Genomic DNA, 19336 nt, shown 5'->3' on the forward strand with positions numbered 1-19336 from the left:
CTCGAAGGCGTTGGCTGGTCTCCCATGGAGTACACGCAGCTGGGCCGCACCGGCCTGAAGGTCGGCCGCATCGTGCTGGGCACGATGAACTTCGGCGGGCAGACGGACGAGCAGGACAGCCACCGGATCATGGACGCCGCGCTGGACGCGGGCGTCAACTTCTTCGACACGGCGGACATCTACGGCACGGCCGAGGAGAAGGGCCTGACGGAGAAGGTCATCGGCAGGTGGTTCGCGGGCGGCGCCGGACGGCGCGACAAGGTCGTGCTCGCGACGAAGGTGTACGGCAACATGTCGGACGACGGCAAGGCCTGGCACGAGCAGTCCTGGCCCAACCACGACCGGCTCTCCGCGCTGAACATCCGGCGGGCGGCGGAGGCGAGCCTGCGCCGCCTCGGCACCGACCACATCGACATCTACCAGTTCCACCACATCGACCGCGCGACGCCGTTCGAGGAGATCTGGCAGGCGGTCGACGTGCTCGTCCGCCAGGGCAAGATCCTCTACGCCGCCTCCTCGAACTTCCCCGGCTACAAGATCGCTCAGGCCAACGAGACCGCCGCGAACCGCGGCATGGTGGGCCTGGTCAGCGAGCAGTGCCTGTACAACCTGGCGGAGCGCCGGGCCGAGGCGGACGTGATCCCGGCCGCCCAGGCGTACGGCCTCGGGGTGATCCCGTGGTCGCCGCTGCACCAGGGGCTGCTGGGCGGCGCCCTGCGCAAGGAGCGCGAGAACAGCGGCTCGCGCACCAAGGCGGGCCGTTCGGCCGCGGGGCTGGCGGATCCGGCCGTGCGGGCCCGGGTCCAGGCCTACGAGGACCTGCTGGACAAGCACGGACTGGAGCCGGGCGAAGTGGCCCTGGCGTGGCTGCTGACCCGGCCGGGGGTCACGGGGCCGATCGTCGGGCCGCGCACCATGGAGCAGTTCGCCTCGGCGCTGCGCGCGGCGGAACTGGAGCTGGACGCGGAACTGCTGGCCGGGCTGGACGAGATCTTCCCGGGGCCGGGTCCGGCCCCGGAGGCGTTCGCCTGGTGATTCCCGTCACACCGGTGCCGCCTGGAGCCGCTTCGCCATGAGGCGCTCCGGGCGGCCGTCGGGCATCCGCCCGAGGGGATCGGCGGTGAACTCGAAGCCGTTGCGGCGGTAGAGCGCGGCGGCCGGCTCGTTGCCGTCCGCGACGGCGAGGGTGAGCAGCGCGGCGCCGGTCCCCGCGGCCCAGGTCTCGACGGCCCGGATCAGCAGGTCGCCGACGCCGAGGCCGCGTGCGTCACGGGCCACCCACATCGAGATCAGTTCGGTGGTGCCGGGGTGCTCGCCGCGGATACCGCTCGCCATGCCGCAGGGCACTCCGTCGTGCACGGCGGCCAGGTGGGTGCCGGGCAGGGCGAGCCGGTCGCGCCAGCGCTCCTCGCGGTCCCCGGTGCCCTGCCAGTCGGCGAGCCGGGAGCCGAAGGCGTACGGGGCGTCGGCGAGGGCGGCCAGGCGCAGGCCGCGCCACAGCCGCCAGTCCTGCGGGGTGAGCGTGCGCAGTTCGGTCATGCGGGCAGGTTGCCGCCGGGCGGGACCCGACGGCAACCCGTTTACGGCCCGGGGGCCGCGCTCCGGCCTGCTCAGCGGGTGCCGAGCAGGTGGTCCATGGCGAGCTGGTCCAGCTGCTCGAAGGCGGACCCGCGGGTGGCGACGGCGTCGGCGTCGAACTCCTCGTAGGCGCCGCGGTCGGCGAGCAGGTCGGCCAGGCTCTCGCCCGCACCGAGGGTCGGCTGCGCCAGCTGGTCCAGGCGGGAGGCCTTCAGCGCCTCCTGCACGGCCGGGTCGGCGCGGAACGCGGCGGCGCGCTCCTTGAGGATGAGGTAGTTGCGCATGCCGCCGGCGGCGGACGCCCACACACCGTCCATGTCCTCGGTCCGCGGGGGCTTGAAGTCGAAGTGGCGCGGGCCCTCGTAACCGGCCGTCTCCAGCAGGTCGACCAGCCAGAACGCGGAGCGCAGGTCGCCGGCGCCGAAGCGCAGGTCCTGGTCGTACTTGATGCCGGTCTGGCCGTTGAGGTCGATGTGGAAGAGCTTGCCGTGCCACAGCGCCTGGGCGATGCCGTGCGGGAAGTTCAGCCCGGCCATCTGCTCGTGGCCGACCTCGGGGTTGAGGCCGACGAGCTCGGGGTGGGCCAGCTCGTTGATGAACGCCAGCGCGTGGCCGATGGTCGGCAGCAGGATGTCGCCGCGCGGCTCGTTCGGCTTGGGCTCGATGGCGAAGCGGATGTCGTAGCCCTGCTCGATGACGTACTCGCCGAGGAGGTCGAACGCCTCCTTGAAGCGGTCGAGGGCGACCCGCACGTCCTTGGCGGCACCGGACTCGGCGCCCTCGCGGCCGCCCCAGGCGACATAGACCTTGGCGCCGAGCTCGGCGGCGAGGTCGATGTTGCGGATGGTCTTGCGGAGTGCGAAGCGCCGCACCTCGCGGTCGTTCGCGGTGAAGCCGCCGTCCTTGAAGACCGGGTGCGTGAAGAGGTTGGTGGTGGCCATCGGCACCTTCAGGCCGGTGGCGTCCAGGGCCTGGCGGAAGCGCTTGATGTGGCCCTCACGCGCGGTGTCGTCCGAGCCGAAGGGGATCAGGTCGTCGTCGTGGAAGGTGACGCCGTACGCACCGAGCTCGGCCAGCTTGTTGACGCTCTCGACGGGGTCGAGGGCGGGGCGGGTCGCCTCGCCGAAGGGGTCGCGACCCTGCCAGCCGACGGTCCAGAGACCGAAGGTGAACTTGTCGTCGGGGGTGGGGGTGAAACTCATCGCGGCGGCTCCTATTCGTAAGACCGTTGAACAAATTAATATGCGAACGCCGCTTTGTGAAGGGAGCCGCAGCATGAGCCGCGACATGGCGCACGGAACGATCGCACTGGGTGTGGACAGCTCCACGCAGTCCACCAAGGTGCTGGCAGTCGAGGTGGAGACCGGAAAAGTGCTGGCCAGGGGCCAGGCACGGCATGTGGTGAGCGAGGGCGAGGGACGCGAGACCGACCCCGAGGTGTGGTGGACGGCACTCGGCGAGGCACTGGCCCAGCTGGGCCCGTACGCCGCCGAGGCCGGCGCGATCTCCGTCGGCGGGCAGCAGCACGGCCTGGTCGTGCTGGACGCGGACGGGAAGCCGGTGCGGCCCGCGCTGCTCTGGAACGACGTGCGCTCCGCGCCCCAGGCCGCCGCCCTGGTCGAGAAGCACGGCGCCGCCTGGTGGGCGGAGCGCTTCGGCAGCGTGCCCGGCACGAGCTTCACCGTCACCAAGTGGGCGTGGCTGGCCGAGCACGAGCCGGAGGCCGCCAAGGCCGCGGCGGCGGTGCGGCTGCCCCACGACTTCCTCACCGAGCGGCTGAGCGGCGCCGCCGTCACCGACCGGGGCGACGCCTCCGGCACCGGCTGGTGGGCCACCGGCACCGAGGCGTACGACGAGGCGATGCTCGCCTCGATCGGCCTGGACCCGGCCCTGCTGCCCCGCGTCCTGGCCCCCGGCGAGCGGGCCGGCGCCGTCCTGCCGGGCCTGCCGCTGCGCGAGGGCGCCCTGGTCGCCGCCGGCACCGGCGACAACGCCGGCGCCGCCCTCGGCCTCGGCCTCGCCCCGGGGCAGCCGGCGCTCAGCCTCGGCACCTCCGGCACCGTCTACACGCCCTCGGCGGCCCGTCCCGCCGACCCGACGGGCATCGTGGCCGGCTTCGCCGGCGGCCACGGCGGCTGGCTGCCGCTGGCCTGCACCCTGAACTGCACGCTCGCGGTCGACAAGGTCGCGGCGCTGCTCTCCCTGGACCGGGAGGCCGTCGCCCCGGGCGGTTCCCCCGTGCTGCTGCCGTTCCTCGACGGCGAGCGCACGCCCAACCTGCCGTACGCCTCCGGCTTGCTGACCGGACTGCGGCACGACACCACGCCGGGGCAGATCCTCCAGGCCGCCTACGACGGCGCCGCGTACGCCCTGCTCAGCGCGCTCGACCAGGTGCTCGCGGTCGACGGCACCGCCTCCGACGCGCCCCTGCTGCTGATCGGCGGCGGCGCGCGCGGCACCGCCTGGCGGGAGACGGTGCGGCGGCTGTCCGGCCGCGCGGTGCGCGTCCCGGTGGCCGACGAGCTCGTCGCCCTCGGCGCGGCGGCCCAGGCGGCGGCCCTGCTGACGGGCGAGACCCCGCAGGAGATCGCCCGCCGCTGGAACACCGCCGAGGGCCCGTCGTACGACCCGGTCCCGCGCGACGAGGAGACCCTCGGCCGCATCGGGGCGGAGCTGTCGCGGGCCTTCGGCGTGAAATAGGCGCTCCCCGGCGGCGGCGCGGCCGCCGGGTGCGGCCCGCGCGGAATGCCGTCCGCGCGGGCCGCACCGGGGCGGGAGACCGCCCGCCACCCGGTACGGTCTTGACAACCGTGCTTGCCGGAACGGCAAATGGAGTCATGACGGACGACGACATACCCGGCGTGCTGTCCGGCGTCGGACCGCGGCTGCGGGCGCTGCGGCGCGAACGGGGCGCCACCCTGGCGCAGATCGGCGAGCGGACCGGCATCTCGTCGAGCACGCTGTCGCGGCTGGAGTCCGGGCAGCGCAAACCGACGCTGGAGCTGCTGCTGCCGCTGGCGAAGACGTACGGCGTGCCGCTGGACGAGCTGGTGGGAGCGCCGCCGACCGGGGACCCGCGCGTCCATCCGCGCCCCGTCACCCGGCACGGGAAGACCTTCGTGCCGCTCACCCGCTATCTGGGCGGGCTGCACGCGTACAAGATGATCATCCAGGCGCCCCAGGACCCGGCGGTCCGGCCCGAGCAGGGGCAGCACGAGGGGTACGAGTGGGTCTACGTGCTGTCCGGACGGCTGCGGCTGACCCTCGGCGACCACGATCTCGTGCTCACCGCGGGTGAGGCCGCCGAGTTCGACACCCGCACCCCGCACGGCTTCGCCAACGCGGGACCGCAGCCCGTGGAGTTCCTGAGCCTCTTCGGGGCCCAGGGCGAGCGGATGCACCTGCGGGCCCGGCCGACGGGCGGTTGACCCGGCCGCAGGGCGTGCGAGGGTAGGACAGAACACCACCAATCAGACAGCAGGCATCGGACGAGAGGGGATCGGCACGTGGCGGAAGGCCCGGGATCGCAGGCGGGCGTGCGGAGGCGGAATCTGGCCCTCGTGGCCCATGCCGTGGCCGAGCACGGCGAGATGTCGCGCGCCGCGGTGGCCGCGGAGGTCGGCCTGACCCGCGCGACGGTCTCGACGCTCGTGGACGAGCTGCTGGCGACCGGGCTGCTGGTGGAGCTCGGCACGCAGCGCCCCGGCACGGTCGGCCGGCCCGGCACCGCGCTCGCCCTCAGCGACAGCGGCCCGGTGGGCCTGGGCGCCGAGGTCGGGGTCGACCACCTGGCGGTCTGCGCGATCGACCTGCGCGGCACGGTCCGCGCCCGGGCCCGCGTCGAGGCCGCCAACCGCGGCCGTCCGGCCCTCGAAGTGCTGCGCGAACTGGCCACGCTCGTCCGGGAGGTGACAGCCGAGGTCCACGACAGCGGGCTGTTCCCCGCCGGGCTCACGGTCGCCGTCCCCGGGCTGGTCGGGCGCGACCGGCGGGAGGTCACCCGCGCCCCCAACCTCGACTGGGAGGACGTGCCGGCCGCACAGTACTTCGACGCGCTCACCCCCACCCCGACCCTGATCGACAACGAGGCCAACCTCGGCGCCCTGGCCGAGCTGTGGCTCGGCGGCCACGAGGGCGTCACGGACTTCGTGCACGTCTCGGCGGAGATCGGCATCGGCGCCGCGCTCGTGATCGACGGCCGGCTCTTCCGCGGCGCCCGCGGCTTCGCCGGTGAGCTGGGTCACGTACCGGTGTTCCCCAACGGCCCCCACTGCTCCTGCGGCTCCCGGGGCTGCCTGGAGCAGTACGCGGGCGAGGAGGCGGTGCTGCGGGCCGCCGGGATCGGCCCCGACCGGCTGGACGCCCTCAAGGCCCTGCACACCGCCGCCGCCGGCAACGACGCCGCGGCGCTCAAGGCGCTGGCCGCCGCCGGCCAGGCGTTCGGCATCGCCCTCAGCGGCGCGGTGAACCTGCTGGACCCGCAGGCCGTCGTGCTGGGCGGCACCCTGGCCGCGCTCGCCCCCTGGCTGCGCGGGGCGCTGGTGCGGGAGCTGGACCGGCGCGTGACGGACCGCCAATGGCCCGCGGACGCGGTCCTGGTGTCCCGGCTGGGGCGCGAGGGCGTCCTGCTGGGCGCGGCGTACAGCGTCGTGCGCGACCTCCTCGACGACCCTCAGCAATTGCGAACCCCCTAGACACCGCTGGCCGTTACGATGCGCATCCGCGCCGCACGGGGAGGCGGCGCGGATCGTTTCCGTCCCGGGGGGATTCCCGTGCTCGTGCTGTGCATCCTGTTGCTGATCGCGGCCGTCGTGCTGTTCTTCGTCGGCCGCGGCCGCACCGGGGGCTGGAAACTGGGCGCCGCCCTCAGCGCGCTCGCCGGCGTACTGGCCGGCGTCTTCGCCTGCGTCCACGTCGTCAGCGCCTACGAGGTCGGCGTGCCCGTGACCTTCGGCAAAGTCGGCTCGCCGCTGACCTCCGGCGTCCACTTCACGTCGCCGTTCACCGACATCACCGCCTTCTCCACCCGCCCCGCGGACCTCAACCTCTACGACAAGGACGTCGTCGAGGTCCGTTCCTCGCAGGGCGGTGTGCTGTACGCGGACGTCACCGTGAAGTGGGCCGTGGTGCCCGCCAAGGCCGTCGGCCTCTACCGGCTGGCGGGCAACGAGGAGGCCATCCAGGAGCGCCTGGTGGTGCCGGACAGCCGCGAGATCATCCGCAACGTCTTCGCCAAGCACACCAGCGAGGAGGGCTACGCCTCCGCCCGCGAGGAGATCGGCGGGGAGATCGACGCCCTGATCAAGGAGCGCCTCGCGCCGCGCGGCATCGACATTACCGCCGTCAACCTGCGCAATGTGCGGCCGTCCGACCAGCTGCAGACGCAGATCGACAAGAAGATCCAGCAGGAGCAGGACACCGAGCGCGCGGTCGAGGCGGCCCGCACGGCCAAGGCCGAGGCCGAGCGCAAGCGGATCGAGGCGGAGGGCATCGCCCGCGCCAACCGGATCATCGCGGGCTCGCTCAGCGACAAGGTGCTCTACAACCAGTGCCTGGACGCCTACAAGGAGGCCGCCAAGGCCCACCCCGTCTACGCGGTCCCCTGCGGCACGAACAACAGCGGCACCCCGGTCATCGTGGACGGCTCCAAGGACTGACCGACCCGGCATGCACAGGGGCCCGGAACCGTCTGGTTCCGGGCCCCTGTGGCGCCCTGGCGAGTGAGCCAAAGGGGCGCGCGCCTGTCGAAAGGGAGAACGCGCGGAGGTCCCGAGGAACGAGGGACCGAGCACGATCGACCGTCGACAGGCGCAACAGGCGCCCCGGAGGCGAACCGAGCCCTTAAGACGAAAAAATCAGACCGCGCTGCCGGCCTTCCAGTCGGCCCAGCTCAGGTTCCAGCCGTTGAGGCCGTTCGCCGGGTCGACCGTCTTGTCCTTGGAGTTCTTCACGATCACCACGTCGCCGATGATCGAGTGGGTGAAGAACCAGTACGCGTCGGTGCTGGTGTCCTTCGCGCCCTTGGTGTCGTTCAGGCCCACGCAGCCGTGGCTGGTGTTGACGTGGCCGAAGACCCCGTCCGAGCCCCAGTAGTTGCCGTGGATGAAGGTGCCGGACGTGGTCAGGCGGATGGCGTGCGGCACGTCCTTGATGTCGTACTCGCCCTTGCCGTCGTCGTCGGTGAAGCCGACGGTCGCCCCGTTCATCCGGGTCTCGGTGAACTTCTCGGACATCACCATCTGGCCGTTGTAGGTGGTGTGCTCGTCCGAGCCCGCCGAGATCGGGATGTTCTTGATGACCTGGCCGTCGCGGACGACCTTCATCTGGTGGGTCGAGGCGTCGACCGTGGAGACCTGGCTGCGACCGATCTTGAACGAGACGGTCTTCTGCTGGACGCCGTAGACACCGCTGGCGCCCTGGACGCCGTCCAGGTTCAGCTTGACCGTGACCGTGGAGCCGGCGGTCCAGTAGTTCTGGGGGCGGAAGTCCAGGCGGGTGGAGTTGAACCAGTGGCCGACGACCTGCTGGCCGCTGCTGGAGGTGACCGTGATCCCGGTCTGGACGGCCTTCTTGTCGGTGATGGCCTTGTTGAAGTTGATCGACACCGGCATGCCCACGCCGACGGTCTGGCCGTTCTCGGGGGTGTAGTACCCGATGAAGCTGTGCGCGGCGGAGACGGTGGTGAAGGTCGAGTTCTCCGTGGCCTTGCGGCCCTTCGTGTCCTCCGCCTTCGCGACGATCGAGTACTTGGTGGCGCGCTCCAGCGGCGCGTTCGGCGCCCAGCTCGTGCCGTCGGCGGAGATCGTTCCCTCGACCTCCTTGCCGTCGGCGACCGAGGTCATCGTCACGGCGCTGAGCTTGCCCTCGGTGACGGCGACCTTGGAGCCGGAGTTGATGCTGACGTTGTCGGCACCGGCCTTGGGGGTGATGGCTATTCGGGCGTCGGAGGCGTCCTTGGCCGCCGCGTCGTCCACCGACGCCTGGGACTTGACGGTGTTGTCGGTGCCGGCGTCCGCCTTGTCTCCCCCGCAGGCGGTCAGCGTGATCGCGCCGACGGCCAGCAGAGCAATCGCTGCCAGCTCAGCCCCCCGCTTGCGGGTGGGGCGCGGGTCGTTGGCTGTGCCGGTCTCGGCGCGCTTCACACGAATCTCCAATGTCTTCGGTACGCGATCCCCCAGCCCGCGGCTACGCAAGCCGCGGACCTCATTCGAGCGTCGGTCGTACTCTCGGGAACTGCCAGGGTCTTAGGTCCGTTCCTCCATGCCGCAGAGTGTGGGGAACAACACGATCGCGTTGTCCGCAGCAGCTCATACGGAACCCCGGACCCAATGATGGGCCCGGGGCCTGTGAGTCACGTACAGGGGATGACGCGTTCAGCGGCCGCCCGGTTCCTTCCCTTCCGCAACTCGGTCACCGTCTGCCTCCTCGGCGTCGTCGGCGTCGTCGGCGGATGTCTCGTCGTCGTAGAGGTCCCACTCATCGGAGTCGGGGTCGTACTCCGTGTGAGCGCAGGACCAGGACGCCTGGACCATATCGACTCCCGGCACGCCCGTGACCAGGTCGAACGGATCGACCAGGTACGCCAGCGCCTCGGACTCGTCCTGGCGGACCGAGGACTCCGCGTGCTGCCGCTCGTCCTCCGGCATGTACTCGTCGCCGCCGAGCTGGTCGAGCGCGGCATCCGTCAGCTCGTCGGGCCCCGTGATCTCCAGGACCAGCTCGACCTGGAGCCGCACGTAACGCGGCCCGCTCTCCCCGATGGGGATGTCAGTAGTGCTCATGTGACGGAGCGTATGCTCGCGCGGCCCGCCGCGGGGGGAGGCACCCGGATCCGGCCGGGAGGATACCCGCCGGAGCGGCACGGAGGTTGCGGAAGGGTGTGTTCCAGGTTCGAACTTCCCTCCGCACCCCTTGTCTCACTAACATCGGGCTCCACGGTCAAGTCACCGCATCCGCTGGGGGATCCATTGACCTCGTACCGCTCTCCCGCTTACGTCGCCGTCGCCTCGGCGGCCGTGCTCGGCGCGCTCTACTTCGTGCCGAACGCGTCCGCCAATCCGGAGCACACGACGACGACGGCTGCCGAGGTGTCCACGGCGACCTCCACCACCGCGTCCGGCGGTGACGGGGAACAGCAGCTCGCGGACACCGGCAGTGTCGACACCACGCCGTACCTGATCGGCGGCACCGCGTTCCTCGGCATGGGCGCGGCGCTCGTCCTCAATGCGAGCCGCCGCGCCCGCGCCTACTGACCGGCAGGTCTCAGGCCAGCGGCCCGGTCGCCGACTCGGCCGCCGCCACCAGGGCGCCGCTGCGGACGAACTCGTACGCGGCCGCCAGGTCCGGGGCCAGGAAGCGGTCCGGGCCCGGGCCGGTCACATCCGCCTCACGCGCGGCCTTCAGCACCGCCTGTGACGCGGGCGCCGGCACCAGGACCTCGCTGCCCTGCACGCGCATCTCGATCGCCCGGGACGCGGCGACCAGTTCGATCGCCACGATGCGGGTCAGGTTGTCCACCGCCTGCCGCAGCTTCCGCGCGGCCGACCAGCCCATCGAGACGTGGTCCTCCTGCATCGCCGAGGAGGGGATGGAGTCCACCGAGGCGGGCACCGCGAGCCGCTTGTTCTCGCTGACGAGCGCGGCCTGCGTGTACTGAGCGATCATCAGGCCCGAGTCCACACCCGGGTCGTCGGCCAGGAAGGCGGGCAGGCCGTGCGAACGGCTCTTGTCCAGCAGCCGGTCGGTGCGCCGTTCCGCTATCGAGCCGAGGTCGGCGGCGGCGATGGCCAGGAAGTCCAGCACGTAGGCCACGGGAGCGCCGTGGAAGTTGCCGTTGGACTCCAGCCGCCCCTCGGAGCCCTCGTCCCCGAACAGCACCACGGGGTTGTCGACGGCCGAGGCCAGCTCGCGCTCGGCGACGGTCAGCGCGTGCGCCACGGTGTCGCGGCCCGCGCCGGCCACCTGCGGGGCGCAGCGGATCGAGTACGCGTCCTGCACGCGCGGCGCGTCGTCCTGGTGGTGCCCGGTGAGCCCGGAACCGGCCAGCACACGGCGCATGTTGGAGGCGCTGGCGGCCTGGCCCGGGTGCGGACGGATGGCGTGCAGTTCGGGGGCGAGCACCTTGTCGGTGCCGAGCAGCGCCTCCAGGGACAGCGCGGCGGTGACGTCGGCGGAGGTGAACAGCAGACGCAGGTCGTCGAGGGCCATCACGAGCATGCCGAGCATGCCGTCGGTGCCGTTGATGAGGGCCAGGCCCTCCTTCTCGCGCAGTTCGACGGGCTCGATGCCGTGCGCGGCCAGCAGCTCGGGAACCGGGCGCACGACGCCGTCGGGGCCCTCCGCCTCGCCCTCGCCCATGAGCACCAGCGCGCAGTGCGCGAGCGGGGCCAGGTCGCCGGAGCAGCCCAGCGAGCCGAACTCGTGGACCACGGGGGTGATGCCCGCGTTGAGCAGGGCGGCCATCGTCTCGGCGACGACGGGGCGCACACCGGTCCGGCCGGAGGCGAGCGTCTTCAGCCGCAGGAACATCAGCGCGCGGACGACCTCGCGCTCCACGCGCGGGCCCATGCCCGCCGCATGCGAGCGCACCAGGCTGCGCTGGAGCTGGGCGCGCAGCTCAGGGCTGATGTGCCGCACGGCCAGCGCGCCGAAGCCGGTGGACACGCCGTAGACCGGCTCCGGCTTCGCCGCCAGCGCGTCCACGACGTCGCGCGCCGCGGCGATCCCGGCCAGCGCCTCCGCCGACAGCTCCACGCGCGCGCCACCGCGGGCGACAGCCAGCACATCCTCCACCGTGGCCCCGTGGGCCCCGATCACCACGTTATGCATACCCATATTCACGCACCCTACGGACTGAATCCCAACCTGTCACGCGTCCGGTTTCCGACCCTACGCGGGGGGCCGCGGGCCCCCACGACCCGGCCTGCGGCACCGCACCCGCACAGGCCCACCCCCGGGCGGGAACGACCTGCCCGCCCGAGCCCACGAGCACCCCGCACGGCGCCGACGACCACAGCAGCCGCGAGAGGCACCGACCCGTCCGCGCAAGCCGAAACTGCCGGCCACGGCTGCGCACCCCGCACGACGGCGACCGCGGAACAACCCCCATCGCAGCCGGGACGGCACGGGCACGCCGCCCACCACAGACCACGCGCACCGCGCGCACCGCGGCGACCAACCGGCCAAGCCCTCGCGCCCGCGCAAGCCCCTCAACGCACTCCGCACGACGGCGACCAACACCCGCAGCGTCGGAACAACCCCCGCCGCAACCGGGACCGCGACCCCCCTGCGCGACCCCGCGGCCACCCCGCACACCGGCGACGAACCGCCCGAGCCGCCGCCCCGCGCGGGCCCCGGACACACCGCACCAACAGCCGGAACAGCGCAAGGCTCCAACCCGCCCGCACGAGCCCGGCTTCCGCCGCCCACCACAGACCACGCGCACCGCCGCGGCACCCCGCACGCCGGCAACCAACGCCCGCAGCGCGGGAAGAACCCCCGCCGCAACCGGGACGGCCCAGGTACCGGGCCGCACGCGCGAGCCCGGCTTCCGGCGCAAGCCGTAACCGCCGACGGCCGACGCAGCGCAGTCGGGACCCCGCGGGCCGCGGCCCGCCTAGTCCCGGCCGCGGAAGCGGCGGCGTTCCACGTCGTGGCCCGCGGGCTGGTCGGCGAGGCGGACGACCGGGTCCTCCGGTGCGCCGCGGCCCGCGACGACCGGCTCAATGGAGTGCAGGGCCTTCGCCCGGTACTGGGCGGCGTCCGCCAGCCGGAACAGCCGCCGGGCCGAGGTGACCGGCCCGATCTCGGCGTCCGTCGAGGCCACCCCCACGGCGACCCCGTCGCCCAGTCCCAGCCATTTGGTCCGCACGCACAGCTCCTCGGCGACCCGGACCACGTCCTCGGCCCCGTGCCCCACCGACAGCAGGCAGAACTCGTCGCCTCCCAGCCGGGCCACCAGGCTCTCCTCCAGCGCCGCGCCGCACAGCGAGAGCACCGAGCCGAAGCCGACCAGCAGGCGGTCGCCGACCGCGTGCCCGAGCTGGTCGTTGACCCGTTTGAGGCCGTTGAGGTCGCAGACCACGAGGCTGACGGGGGTCCCGTCGGCGCGGTGCCGCTCCAGGGCCTCCTCGAGGCGCTGGTCCACCGCGCGCCGGTTGGCCAGTCCGGTCAGCGGGTCGGTGAAGGCCAGCCGCCGCACCTCCGCCAGCCGCTCGGTCTGCGCGATCCCGGCGGCGGTGAGCGCCGCCAGGACGGTGGCGAACTCGGTGTCGTCCCGGTCGAAGACCGGCCGACCGGCCGCCCGGGCGACGTAGAGCTCGCCCCAGGCGAGCCCGTGCAGCAGGATCGGCGCGATCACGCACGAGGAGCGGCCGCGCCGGCGCAGCATGGCGACCCGCTGGTGGCAGTAGGCGCCGGTACGGTCGCCCGCGGGGCCGTCCGCGGTCTCGACCCAGGCGTGCGGCTCGCCGCCCTCGGTCCACCGGCCGTGCAGGAACTCCACGATCTCGGGGAAGTCGGCGACCGAGTAGACCTCCTCGTCGGGCTGCGCCTCCTCGTCGGGCGCGAGGTCGCCGTCGTTGACCAGGACCCGCAGCCGTCCGCGGTCGCGTTCCCAGCGGGAGACCGCCGCCATGGTGCCGCCGAGGGCGACCCGGGCGGCGGTGGCGGCGGCGACGACCGCTTCCATCGGCGACTTCGCCGCGGCCACTGCCCGCGCCAGCTCGGCGACGGCGCGCAGTCGCACGTCCCCGCCGCCGGTGCCGTTCATGCGCCCGTCTCCTGTCGCCGCACACTTTTTACCAGTTTGCGACGTTTACCGGATCATGCGCGCTCCGGGCCCGCCCGGCACGGCCGTTTCCCGCGCCAATCACTCCCCCGGCCACACCGGGTCGCGCTTCTCGTTGAACGCCGCCACGCCCTCCGCCCGGTCCCCGGAGAAGGCGACCGTGCGCCAGGCCGCGTCCTCCACGTCCAGGCCGGTGCGCAGGTCCGTGCCCTGGCCGAGGCGCAGCGCCCGCTTGGCGGCCCACAGCCCGACCGGGGAGTTCCTGGCCATCCGGGCGGCCAACGCCAGCGCCTCCGTACCGTCCTGGCCCTCCTCGGCGAGGACGTCGATCAGGCCCAGCCCGAGCGCCTCCGCCGCGGGCACCCGCCGCCCCGTGAAGATCAGCTGCGCCGCACGGGCGGCGCCCACCCGGCGCGGGAGCAGCTGCGTGCCGCCGCCTCCGGGGATCACGCCGACCGAGACCTCGGGCAGCCCGACGACGGCCGTCGGGTCCGCCACGATCACGTCGCAGGCCAGCGCCAGTTCGTAGCCGCCGCCGAGTGCGAAGCCGTGCACCGCGGCCACCGAGGGCATCGGCAGCTCCAGTACGGCGGTGTAGGCGGCCCGGGTGTGCGGGCGCTGCTTCATCAGGTCGGCGTCGGAGAAGGAGTTGCGCTCCTTGAGGTCGGCGCCGACGCAGAAGGCCCGCTCATGGGTGGAGCTCAGCACGGCGACGCTCACCGAACGGTCGGCCGCCAGGGCCGCGCACGCCTCGGCGATCCCTCGCGCCATGTCCGTGGAGACGGCGTTCATCGCCTTCGGCCGGTCGAGCACCAGCTCGGCGACCCGACCCGCGTCACCGTGCCGGCGGACCGCCACCCACTCACCAAACCGCTGCTCGGACATTGCCCACGCACCCCTTCGGGTCGGCCGTTAACGATCGTGAACCAACCCGAGCAGGGTAGGGCGCCGGACCCGCGGGCGAAAGCGTCCCCGGCCCGCTCAGCCGCCGCGGCGGCTCAGCAGCCAGGGCTCCACGACGCCCAGACCGCGCACCGGCCGCCGCCACATCGGCTGCAGCGCGAAGCGGTACTTCTCGTCCGACCCGGGCTCGATCTCCGCCTCCGACTCGGGCGCCTCGCCGCCGGCGACCAGCGCCTGCGCGAGCTCCCCGTCGACGAGCACCGCGTCGCGGGGCGCTATCGAGGTCAGCCGGCTCGCCAGGTTCACCGTGGTGCCGAAGACGTCGCCCATCCGCGTGGTGACCGTGCCGAAGGCGATGCCCACGCGGAGCGCGGGCATCGTCTCGTCGCCGTTCATCGTCTCGATCAGCCGCATGCCGATCTCGGCGGCGGTGCCCGGGTCGTCGGCGATGAACAGCACTTCGTCGCCGAGGGTCTTGACCAGCCGCCCGCCGTGGGCGGCGACCTGGTCGGCGGCCGTGGTCTCGAAGGCCTCGACCAGTTCGCCGAGTTCCTCCTCCTCCAGCCGCCGGGTCAGCCGGGTGAAGCCGACGAGGTCGGCGAAGCCGACGGCGAGCCGGCGGTCCACGGCCTCCTCGTCGTCGGAGCGCACGACCCGGCTGGTGGCGGCGGCCAGCTGGCGCCGCCAGACGTACGTCAGGAACTCCTCCAGCTCCGGCAGCAGCAGTTCGACCAGCGGGTAGGCGACCTCGGCCCGGGTCAGGCCGGGCTCGGGCGGCTCGGTCAGCTCCTCCAGGAAGGAGTCGGTCTGCCACTCGGCGAGCCGCGCGGTGGTCTGGCCCGTGGAGCGGGCCACTTGGATGGCGGTGTTCTCGCTGATCAGGCCGGCCTCCACCAGGCCCGCCAGGCGGCGCAGCGCGAGCACGTCGGCCTCGGTCAGGGCCCGTGCCTGGCCGATGTCGGCGAAGCCCATGGCGCGCCAGAAGCGCGCCGCGAGGTCCATGGAGACACCGGCGCTGCGGGCCGCCTGGAACGGCGTGTAGAGCCGTTCCGCGCCCATGATCAGCGCCTCCAGGCGGAGCGCGATGGGGTCCTCGTCCGGACCGGGGGTCCCGGCCCCGGGATCGTCCTGCGGCTCGGCGTCCGGCTCGTCCTCGGGTGCGGTGCCCTCGGGCCCGCTGCCCGGCTCCCGGTCCGGTCCGTCGTGCGACGGGAGGTCGCTCGCGTCGTCCACGCTCACCGCCCGCCCCCTCCAGGGTCCCTGCGCTCCGGCCCCTCCGCACACCTGTTGTATGGCGGCTGCCGCACCAACCATACGACAGGTGTGGCCTGGCTCACTCTCCCGCCGGCCGCACATGGACGACGTCGCCCGCGGCCACCGCCTGCTCGCCCGTACCGGTGGCGACGACCAGGCGTCCGTCCTCGTCCACGGCGACCGCGCGGCCGGTCACCTCGGCCCCGCCGGGGAGCATCGCGCGCACCGTGCGGCCCAGGGTCGTGCAGCCGGCCGCGTACGCCTGCTGGAGCCGCGAGGCGGCCGGATCGCCCTCCGCGGCCAGCCACTCGCCGTACCAGTCGGCCAGCGAGCGCAGCACGGCGCGCAGCAGCGGATCGCGGTCGGCGACCTTGGCCCCGGCGAGCGCCAGCGACCCGGCGGTGGGCACCGGCAGCTCGTCCTCGCGCAGGGTGACATTGAGCCCGATGCCGAGGACGACGGCGTCGTCGCCCACCCGCTCGGCGAGGATGCCGCCGGTCTTGCGCTCCTCGCCCCCGACGGTCACCAGGACGTCGTTGGGCCACTTCAGGCCCGTGTCGACGCCCGCCGTGCGCGCGACGGCGGTCGCCGTGGCGACCCCGGCGAGCAGCGGCAGCCAGCCCCAGCGGTGGGCGGGGGCGGCGGACGGCCGCAGCAGGACGGAGAAGAACAGTCCGGAGCGGGCCGGCGCCTGCCACTGGCGGTCCAGCCGGCCGCGGCCCGCCGTCTGCTCCTCGGCGACCAGCACCGCGCCCTCGGGCGCGCCCTCGCGGGCGCGGGCGCCCAGGTCGCTGTTGGTGGAGCCGGTGGCCTCGACGAGGTCGAGGGAGGTCCACCGGCTGTCCGGGGTGACGATCGCCTTGCGCAGGGCCGTCACGTTCAGCGGCGGGCGGTCGAGGTCGGACCAGCGGTTCGATGTCATGTGCCCCAGCCTAGGAGCAGGGGTGTGGCCAACGCCGCACTGACCGGGCAGCATCCACGCGGTTACGCTACGGAAACAGAATTACTCGCCAGTCACGTCACACCCTCAGACCGACCGACGGGAACAGGAGAGCCGCCTCCCATGGCTGAGCCGGAGTACGACATCCACACGACCGCGGGGAAACTCGCGGACCTGCGCCGCCGCACCGAGGAGGCGACCCACGCAGGCTCGGCGCGCGCGGTGGAGAAGCAGCATGCGAAGGGCAAGCTGACGGCCCGTGAGCGCATCGAACTGCTGCTGGACGACAACTCGTTCGTGGAGCTCGACGAACTCGCGCGGCACCGCTCGACCAACTTCGGCCTGGAGAAGAACCGCCCGTACGGGGACGGCGTCGTCACCGGCTACGGCACCGTCGACGGGCGCCCGGTCGCGGTGTTCTCGCAGGACTTCACGGTGTTCGGCGGGGCGCTCGGCGAGGTCTTCGGCGAGAAGATCGTGAAGGTCATGGACTGGGCGCTGAAGACCGGCTGCCCGGTCATCGGCATCAACGACTCCGGCGGCGCCCGTATCCAGGAGGGCGTGACCTCGCTCGGCCTGTACGGCGAGATCTTCCGCCGCAACACCCACGCCTCCGGTGTGATCCCGCAGATCTCGCTGATCATGGGCCCGTGCGCGGGCGGCGCGGTGTACTCCCCCGCCATCACCGACTTCGTGGTGATGGTCGACCAGACCTCGCACATGTTCATCACGGGCCCCGACGTCATCAAGACCGTCACCGGCGAGGACGTCGGCTTCGAGGAGCTCGGCGGCGCCCGCTCGCACAACTCGGTCTCGGGCAACGCGCACCACATGGCGGGCGACGAGAAGGACGCCATCGAGTACGTCAAGGCGCTGCTGTCGTACCTGCCGTCCAACAACCTCCAGGAGGCCCCGGCCTACCCGCAGGAGGCGGACCTGGAGGTCGGCGCCGAGGACCTGGAGCTCGACGCGCTGATCCCGGACTCGGCGAACCAGCCGTACGACATGCACCAGGTCATCGAGCACGTCCTGGACGACGGCGAGTTCCTGGAGACCCAAGCGATGTTCGCCCCGAACATCGTCACCGGCTTCGGCCGCATCGAGGGCAGCCCGGTCGGCGTCGTCGCCAACCAGCCGATGCAGTTCGCCGGCTGCCTGGACATCAACGCCGGCGAGAAGGCGGCGCGCTTCGTCCGCACCTGCGACAGCTTCAACGTCCCGGTCATCACCTTCGTCGACGTCCCCGGCTTCCTGCCGGGCACCGACCAGGAGTGGAACGGCATCATCCGGCGCGGCGCCAAGCTGATCTACGCGTACGCCGAGGCCACCGTGCCGCTGATCACCGTCATCACCCGCAAGGCGTTCGGCGGCGCCTACGACGTCATGGGCTCCAAGCACCTGGGCGCCGACCTCAACCTGGCCTGGCCGACCGCCCAGATCGCCGTCATGGGCGCCCAGGGCGCGGTCAACATCCTGCACCGCCGCACGCTCGCCGAGGCCGGTACGCCGGAGGAGGCGGAGTCGCTGCGCGCGGAACTGATGCGGGAGTACGAGGACACGCTGCTGAACCCGTACGTCGCGGCCGAACGCGGCTACGTCGACGCGGTGATCATGCCCTCGGAGACCCGCGTGCACCTGGTGAAGGGGCTGCGGACGCTGCGCAACAAGCGCGAGAGCCTGCCGCCGAAGAAGCACGGCAACATCCCGCTGTAAGGAGTGTGCCCACGATGATGATCAAGGTCGAACGGGGCAACCCGACCCCGGAGGAACTGGCGGCCGTCGTCGCCCTGGTCCAGGCGCGGGCCGCGGCCGCGCCCGGCGCCGCCGACGGCCCGCGATCCGCCGACGAGTGGGCCGACCCCGCGCGCAACGTGCCGTCCAGGGCGCTCCGCCCGGCTCCCGCCGCCTGGCGCGCCACCTACTGGCCGCACTGAGCCGGGCACCGCGTCCGCGCGTGCCGTCCGCGGCTGAGTATCCGTACTCAGGCGCGGGCGGCCGCACGCGGCGCACCCTGGACGGATGCTGTGGTCCGAACCGTCCGACGAACCCCCCGAGGAGATGCGGCAGGCCCAGGCGATGATGCGCCGGGCGATGCTCGTGATCGCCGTCGCCGTCCCCGTCATCACGGCCCTGGTGGCCTGGCGCTGCTGACTACGATGACGGCATGACCGACAGCCGCAGCGCCCGCACCCGCCCGCTCGTCCTCGCCTCGGCCTCCCCGGCCCGGCTCGGACTGCTCAAGGACGCCGGACTCGACCCGCGGGTCGTCGTCAGCGGCGTCGACGAGGAGGCGGTCACCGCCGGCAGCCCCGCCGAACTCGCCCTGGTGCTTGCCGAGGCCAAGGCCGCCGCGGTCGCCGCGGGACTCTCCGGCGACGAGGTCGTCATCGGCTGCGACTCCGTCCTCGACCTGGACGGCCAGGCCCTCGGCAAGCCCTCCGACGCGGAGGACGCCACCGCGCGCTGGAAGGCCATGCGCGGCCGCTCCGGCGTGCTCCGCACCGGACACTGCGTCATCGACCTGTCCCAGGGCGGCCGCCGGGTCTCGGCCACCGGCTCCACCACGGTCCGCTTCGGCACCCCGGACGACGACGAGATCGCCGCCTACGTCGCCTCCGGCGAGCCGCTCAAGGTGGCGGGGGCGTTCACCCTCGACGGGCGCTCGGCACCGTTCGTCGACGGCATCGACGGCGACTCCGGCAATGTCATCGGGCTGTCGCTGCCGCTGCTGCGCCGGCTCTTCGCGGAGCTCGGTCTGCGCATCACCGACTTCTGGGTCTGAGACCCGGCCTCAACGGCCCTCAGATCGCGACCGGTGCCACGGGAGGCGGCGGCGGGGCGCCCCGTCCGGCTTCCCGGCGACCGGGACCGCC

At 73.0% G+C, this 19336-nt stretch carries 19 protein-coding genes; 10 read left to right on the top strand and 9 right to left on the bottom strand.

The annotated features are described in order from the left end of the window. Positions 1–24: 24 nt before the first annotated feature. A complete protein-coding gene (locus ACIP64_RS02760) occupies positions 25–1035 on the top strand; it encodes an aldo/keto reductase (protein ID WP_401580897.1) in 1011 nt (336 codons plus the stop codon). Positions 1036–1041: 6 nt separating this feature from the next. On the opposite strand, the gene ACIP64_RS02765 is transcribed toward ACIP64_RS02760, so the two are convergent. Further along, positions 1042–1539 (bottom strand): GNAT family N-acetyltransferase, encoded by a 498-nt coding sequence (locus ACIP64_RS02765; protein WP_401580899.1) that lies wholly within the window; start codon positions 1537–1539, stop codon positions 1042–1044. A 71-nt stretch (positions 1540–1610) separates the two neighbouring features. Next, positions 1611–2780, bottom strand: a complete 1170-nt coding sequence (xylA, locus tag ACIP64_RS02770) for a xylose isomerase (RefSeq protein ID WP_401580901.1) — start codon at positions 2778–2780, stop codon at positions 1611–1613. Between the two features lie 73 nt (positions 2781–2853). Here xylA and xylB point away from each other — a divergent pair, with 73 nt between their 5' ends. From xylB to ACIP64_RS02790, 4 genes are all read left to right on the top strand, one after another. Continuing rightward, on the top strand, positions 2854–4278 hold the full coding sequence (gene xylB / locus ACIP64_RS02775) for a xylulokinase (RefSeq protein WP_401580903.1): 1425 nt from the start codon (positions 2854–2856) through the stop codon (positions 4276–4278). 137 nt (positions 4279–4415) lie between these two features. Then, positions 4416–5006, top strand: coding sequence for a helix-turn-helix domain-containing protein (locus ACIP64_RS02780; RefSeq protein WP_401580904.1), 591 nt, complete (start codon positions 4416–4418; stop codon positions 5004–5006). A gap of 132 nt (positions 5007–5138) precedes the next feature. Continuing rightward, a complete protein-coding gene (locus ACIP64_RS02785; protein WP_401580906.1) occupies positions 5139–6272 on the top strand; it encodes an ROK family protein in 1134 nt (377 codons plus the stop codon). 78 nt (positions 6273–6350) lie between these two features. Then, complete coding sequence (locus ACIP64_RS02790; protein ID WP_401580908.1) at positions 6351–7235, top strand: prohibitin family protein; 885 nt, start codon at positions 6351–6353, stop codon at positions 7233–7235. Positions 7236–7433: 198 nt separating this feature from the next. Here the strand turns inward: ACIP64_RS02790 and ACIP64_RS02795 are convergent, their stop codons facing one another. Together ACIP64_RS02795 and ACIP64_RS02800 are read right to left on the bottom strand one after the other, a co-directional pair. Beyond that, positions 7434–8720: an Ig-like domain-containing protein gene (locus ACIP64_RS02795; protein ID WP_401580910.1), complete on the bottom strand. Its 1287-nt coding sequence runs from the start codon at positions 8718–8720 to the stop codon at positions 7434–7436. Positions 8721–8951: 231 nt separating this feature from the next. Continuing rightward, the gene (locus ACIP64_RS02800) at positions 8952–9359 is read right to left on the bottom strand and encodes a hypothetical protein (RefSeq protein ID WP_401580912.1); all 408 of its coding nucleotides are present in this window, start codon (positions 9357–9359) and stop codon (positions 8952–8954) included. Between the two features lie 186 nt (positions 9360–9545). On the opposite strand from ACIP64_RS02800, the gene ACIP64_RS02805 reads away from it, so the two are divergent. Then, entirely contained in the window at positions 9546–9830 is a 285-nt protein-coding gene (locus ACIP64_RS02805) for a hypothetical protein (RefSeq protein WP_401580914.1), read from the top strand. Between the two features lie 10 nt (positions 9831–9840). Here the strand turns inward: ACIP64_RS02805 and hutH are convergent, their stop codons facing one another. The 5 genes from hutH to ACIP64_RS02830 all read right to left on the bottom strand — a co-directional run bounded on the left by hutH (position 9841) and on the right by ACIP64_RS02830 (position 16445). Beyond that, positions 9841–11406, bottom strand: a complete 1566-nt coding sequence (hutH, locus tag ACIP64_RS02810; RefSeq protein ID WP_401581162.1) for a histidine ammonia-lyase — start codon at positions 11404–11406, stop codon at positions 9841–9843. A gap of 787 nt (positions 11407–12193) precedes the next feature. Then, on the bottom strand, positions 12194–13348 hold the full coding sequence (locus ACIP64_RS02815; RefSeq protein ID WP_401580915.1) for a GGDEF domain-containing protein: 1155 nt from the start codon (positions 13346–13348) through the stop codon (positions 12194–12196). Positions 13349–13447: 99 nt separating this feature from the next. Further along, positions 13448–14251, bottom strand: a complete 804-nt coding sequence (locus ACIP64_RS02820; protein ID WP_401580917.1) for an enoyl-CoA hydratase/isomerase family protein — start codon at positions 14249–14251, stop codon at positions 13448–13450. A 96-nt stretch (positions 14252–14347) separates the two neighbouring features. Next, on the bottom strand, positions 14348–15508 hold the full coding sequence (locus ACIP64_RS02825) for an adenylate/guanylate cyclase domain-containing protein (protein WP_401580919.1): 1161 nt from the start codon (positions 15506–15508) through the stop codon (positions 14348–14350). 94 nt (positions 15509–15602) lie between these two features. Beyond that, positions 15603–16445, bottom strand: a complete 843-nt coding sequence (locus tag ACIP64_RS02830) for a biotin--[acetyl-CoA-carboxylase] ligase (protein WP_360901917.1) — start codon at positions 16443–16445, stop codon at positions 15603–15605. Between the two features lie 141 nt (positions 16446–16586). Here ACIP64_RS02830 and ACIP64_RS02835 point away from each other — a divergent pair, with 141 nt between their 5' ends. From ACIP64_RS02835 to ACIP64_RS02850, 4 genes are all read left to right on the top strand, one after another. After that, positions 16587–18176 (top strand): acyl-CoA carboxylase subunit beta, encoded by a 1590-nt coding sequence (locus ACIP64_RS02835; protein WP_401580920.1) that lies wholly within the window; start codon positions 16587–16589, stop codon positions 18174–18176. Positions 18177–18193: 17 nt separating this feature from the next. Beyond that, complete coding sequence (locus ACIP64_RS02840) at positions 18194–18397, top strand: acyl-CoA carboxylase subunit epsilon (protein ID WP_360902925.1); 204 nt, start codon at positions 18194–18196, stop codon at positions 18395–18397. Between the two features lie 85 nt (positions 18398–18482). Beyond that, positions 18483–18614, top strand: a complete 132-nt coding sequence (gene mmpB / locus ACIP64_RS02845; protein ID WP_401580922.1) for a morphogenic membrane protein MmpB — start codon at positions 18483–18485, stop codon at positions 18612–18614. A 13-nt stretch (positions 18615–18627) separates the two neighbouring features. Beyond that, entirely contained in the window at positions 18628–19245 is a 618-nt protein-coding gene (locus ACIP64_RS02850) for a Maf family protein (protein WP_401580923.1), read from the top strand. Positions 19246–19336 lie beyond the last annotated feature (91 nt).

Source organism: Streptomyces sp. NPDC088733 (assembly GCF_044751185.1).
In the GTDB taxonomy this organism is placed as follows: domain Bacteria; phylum Actinomycetota; class Actinomycetes; order Streptomycetales; family Streptomycetaceae; genus Actinacidiphila.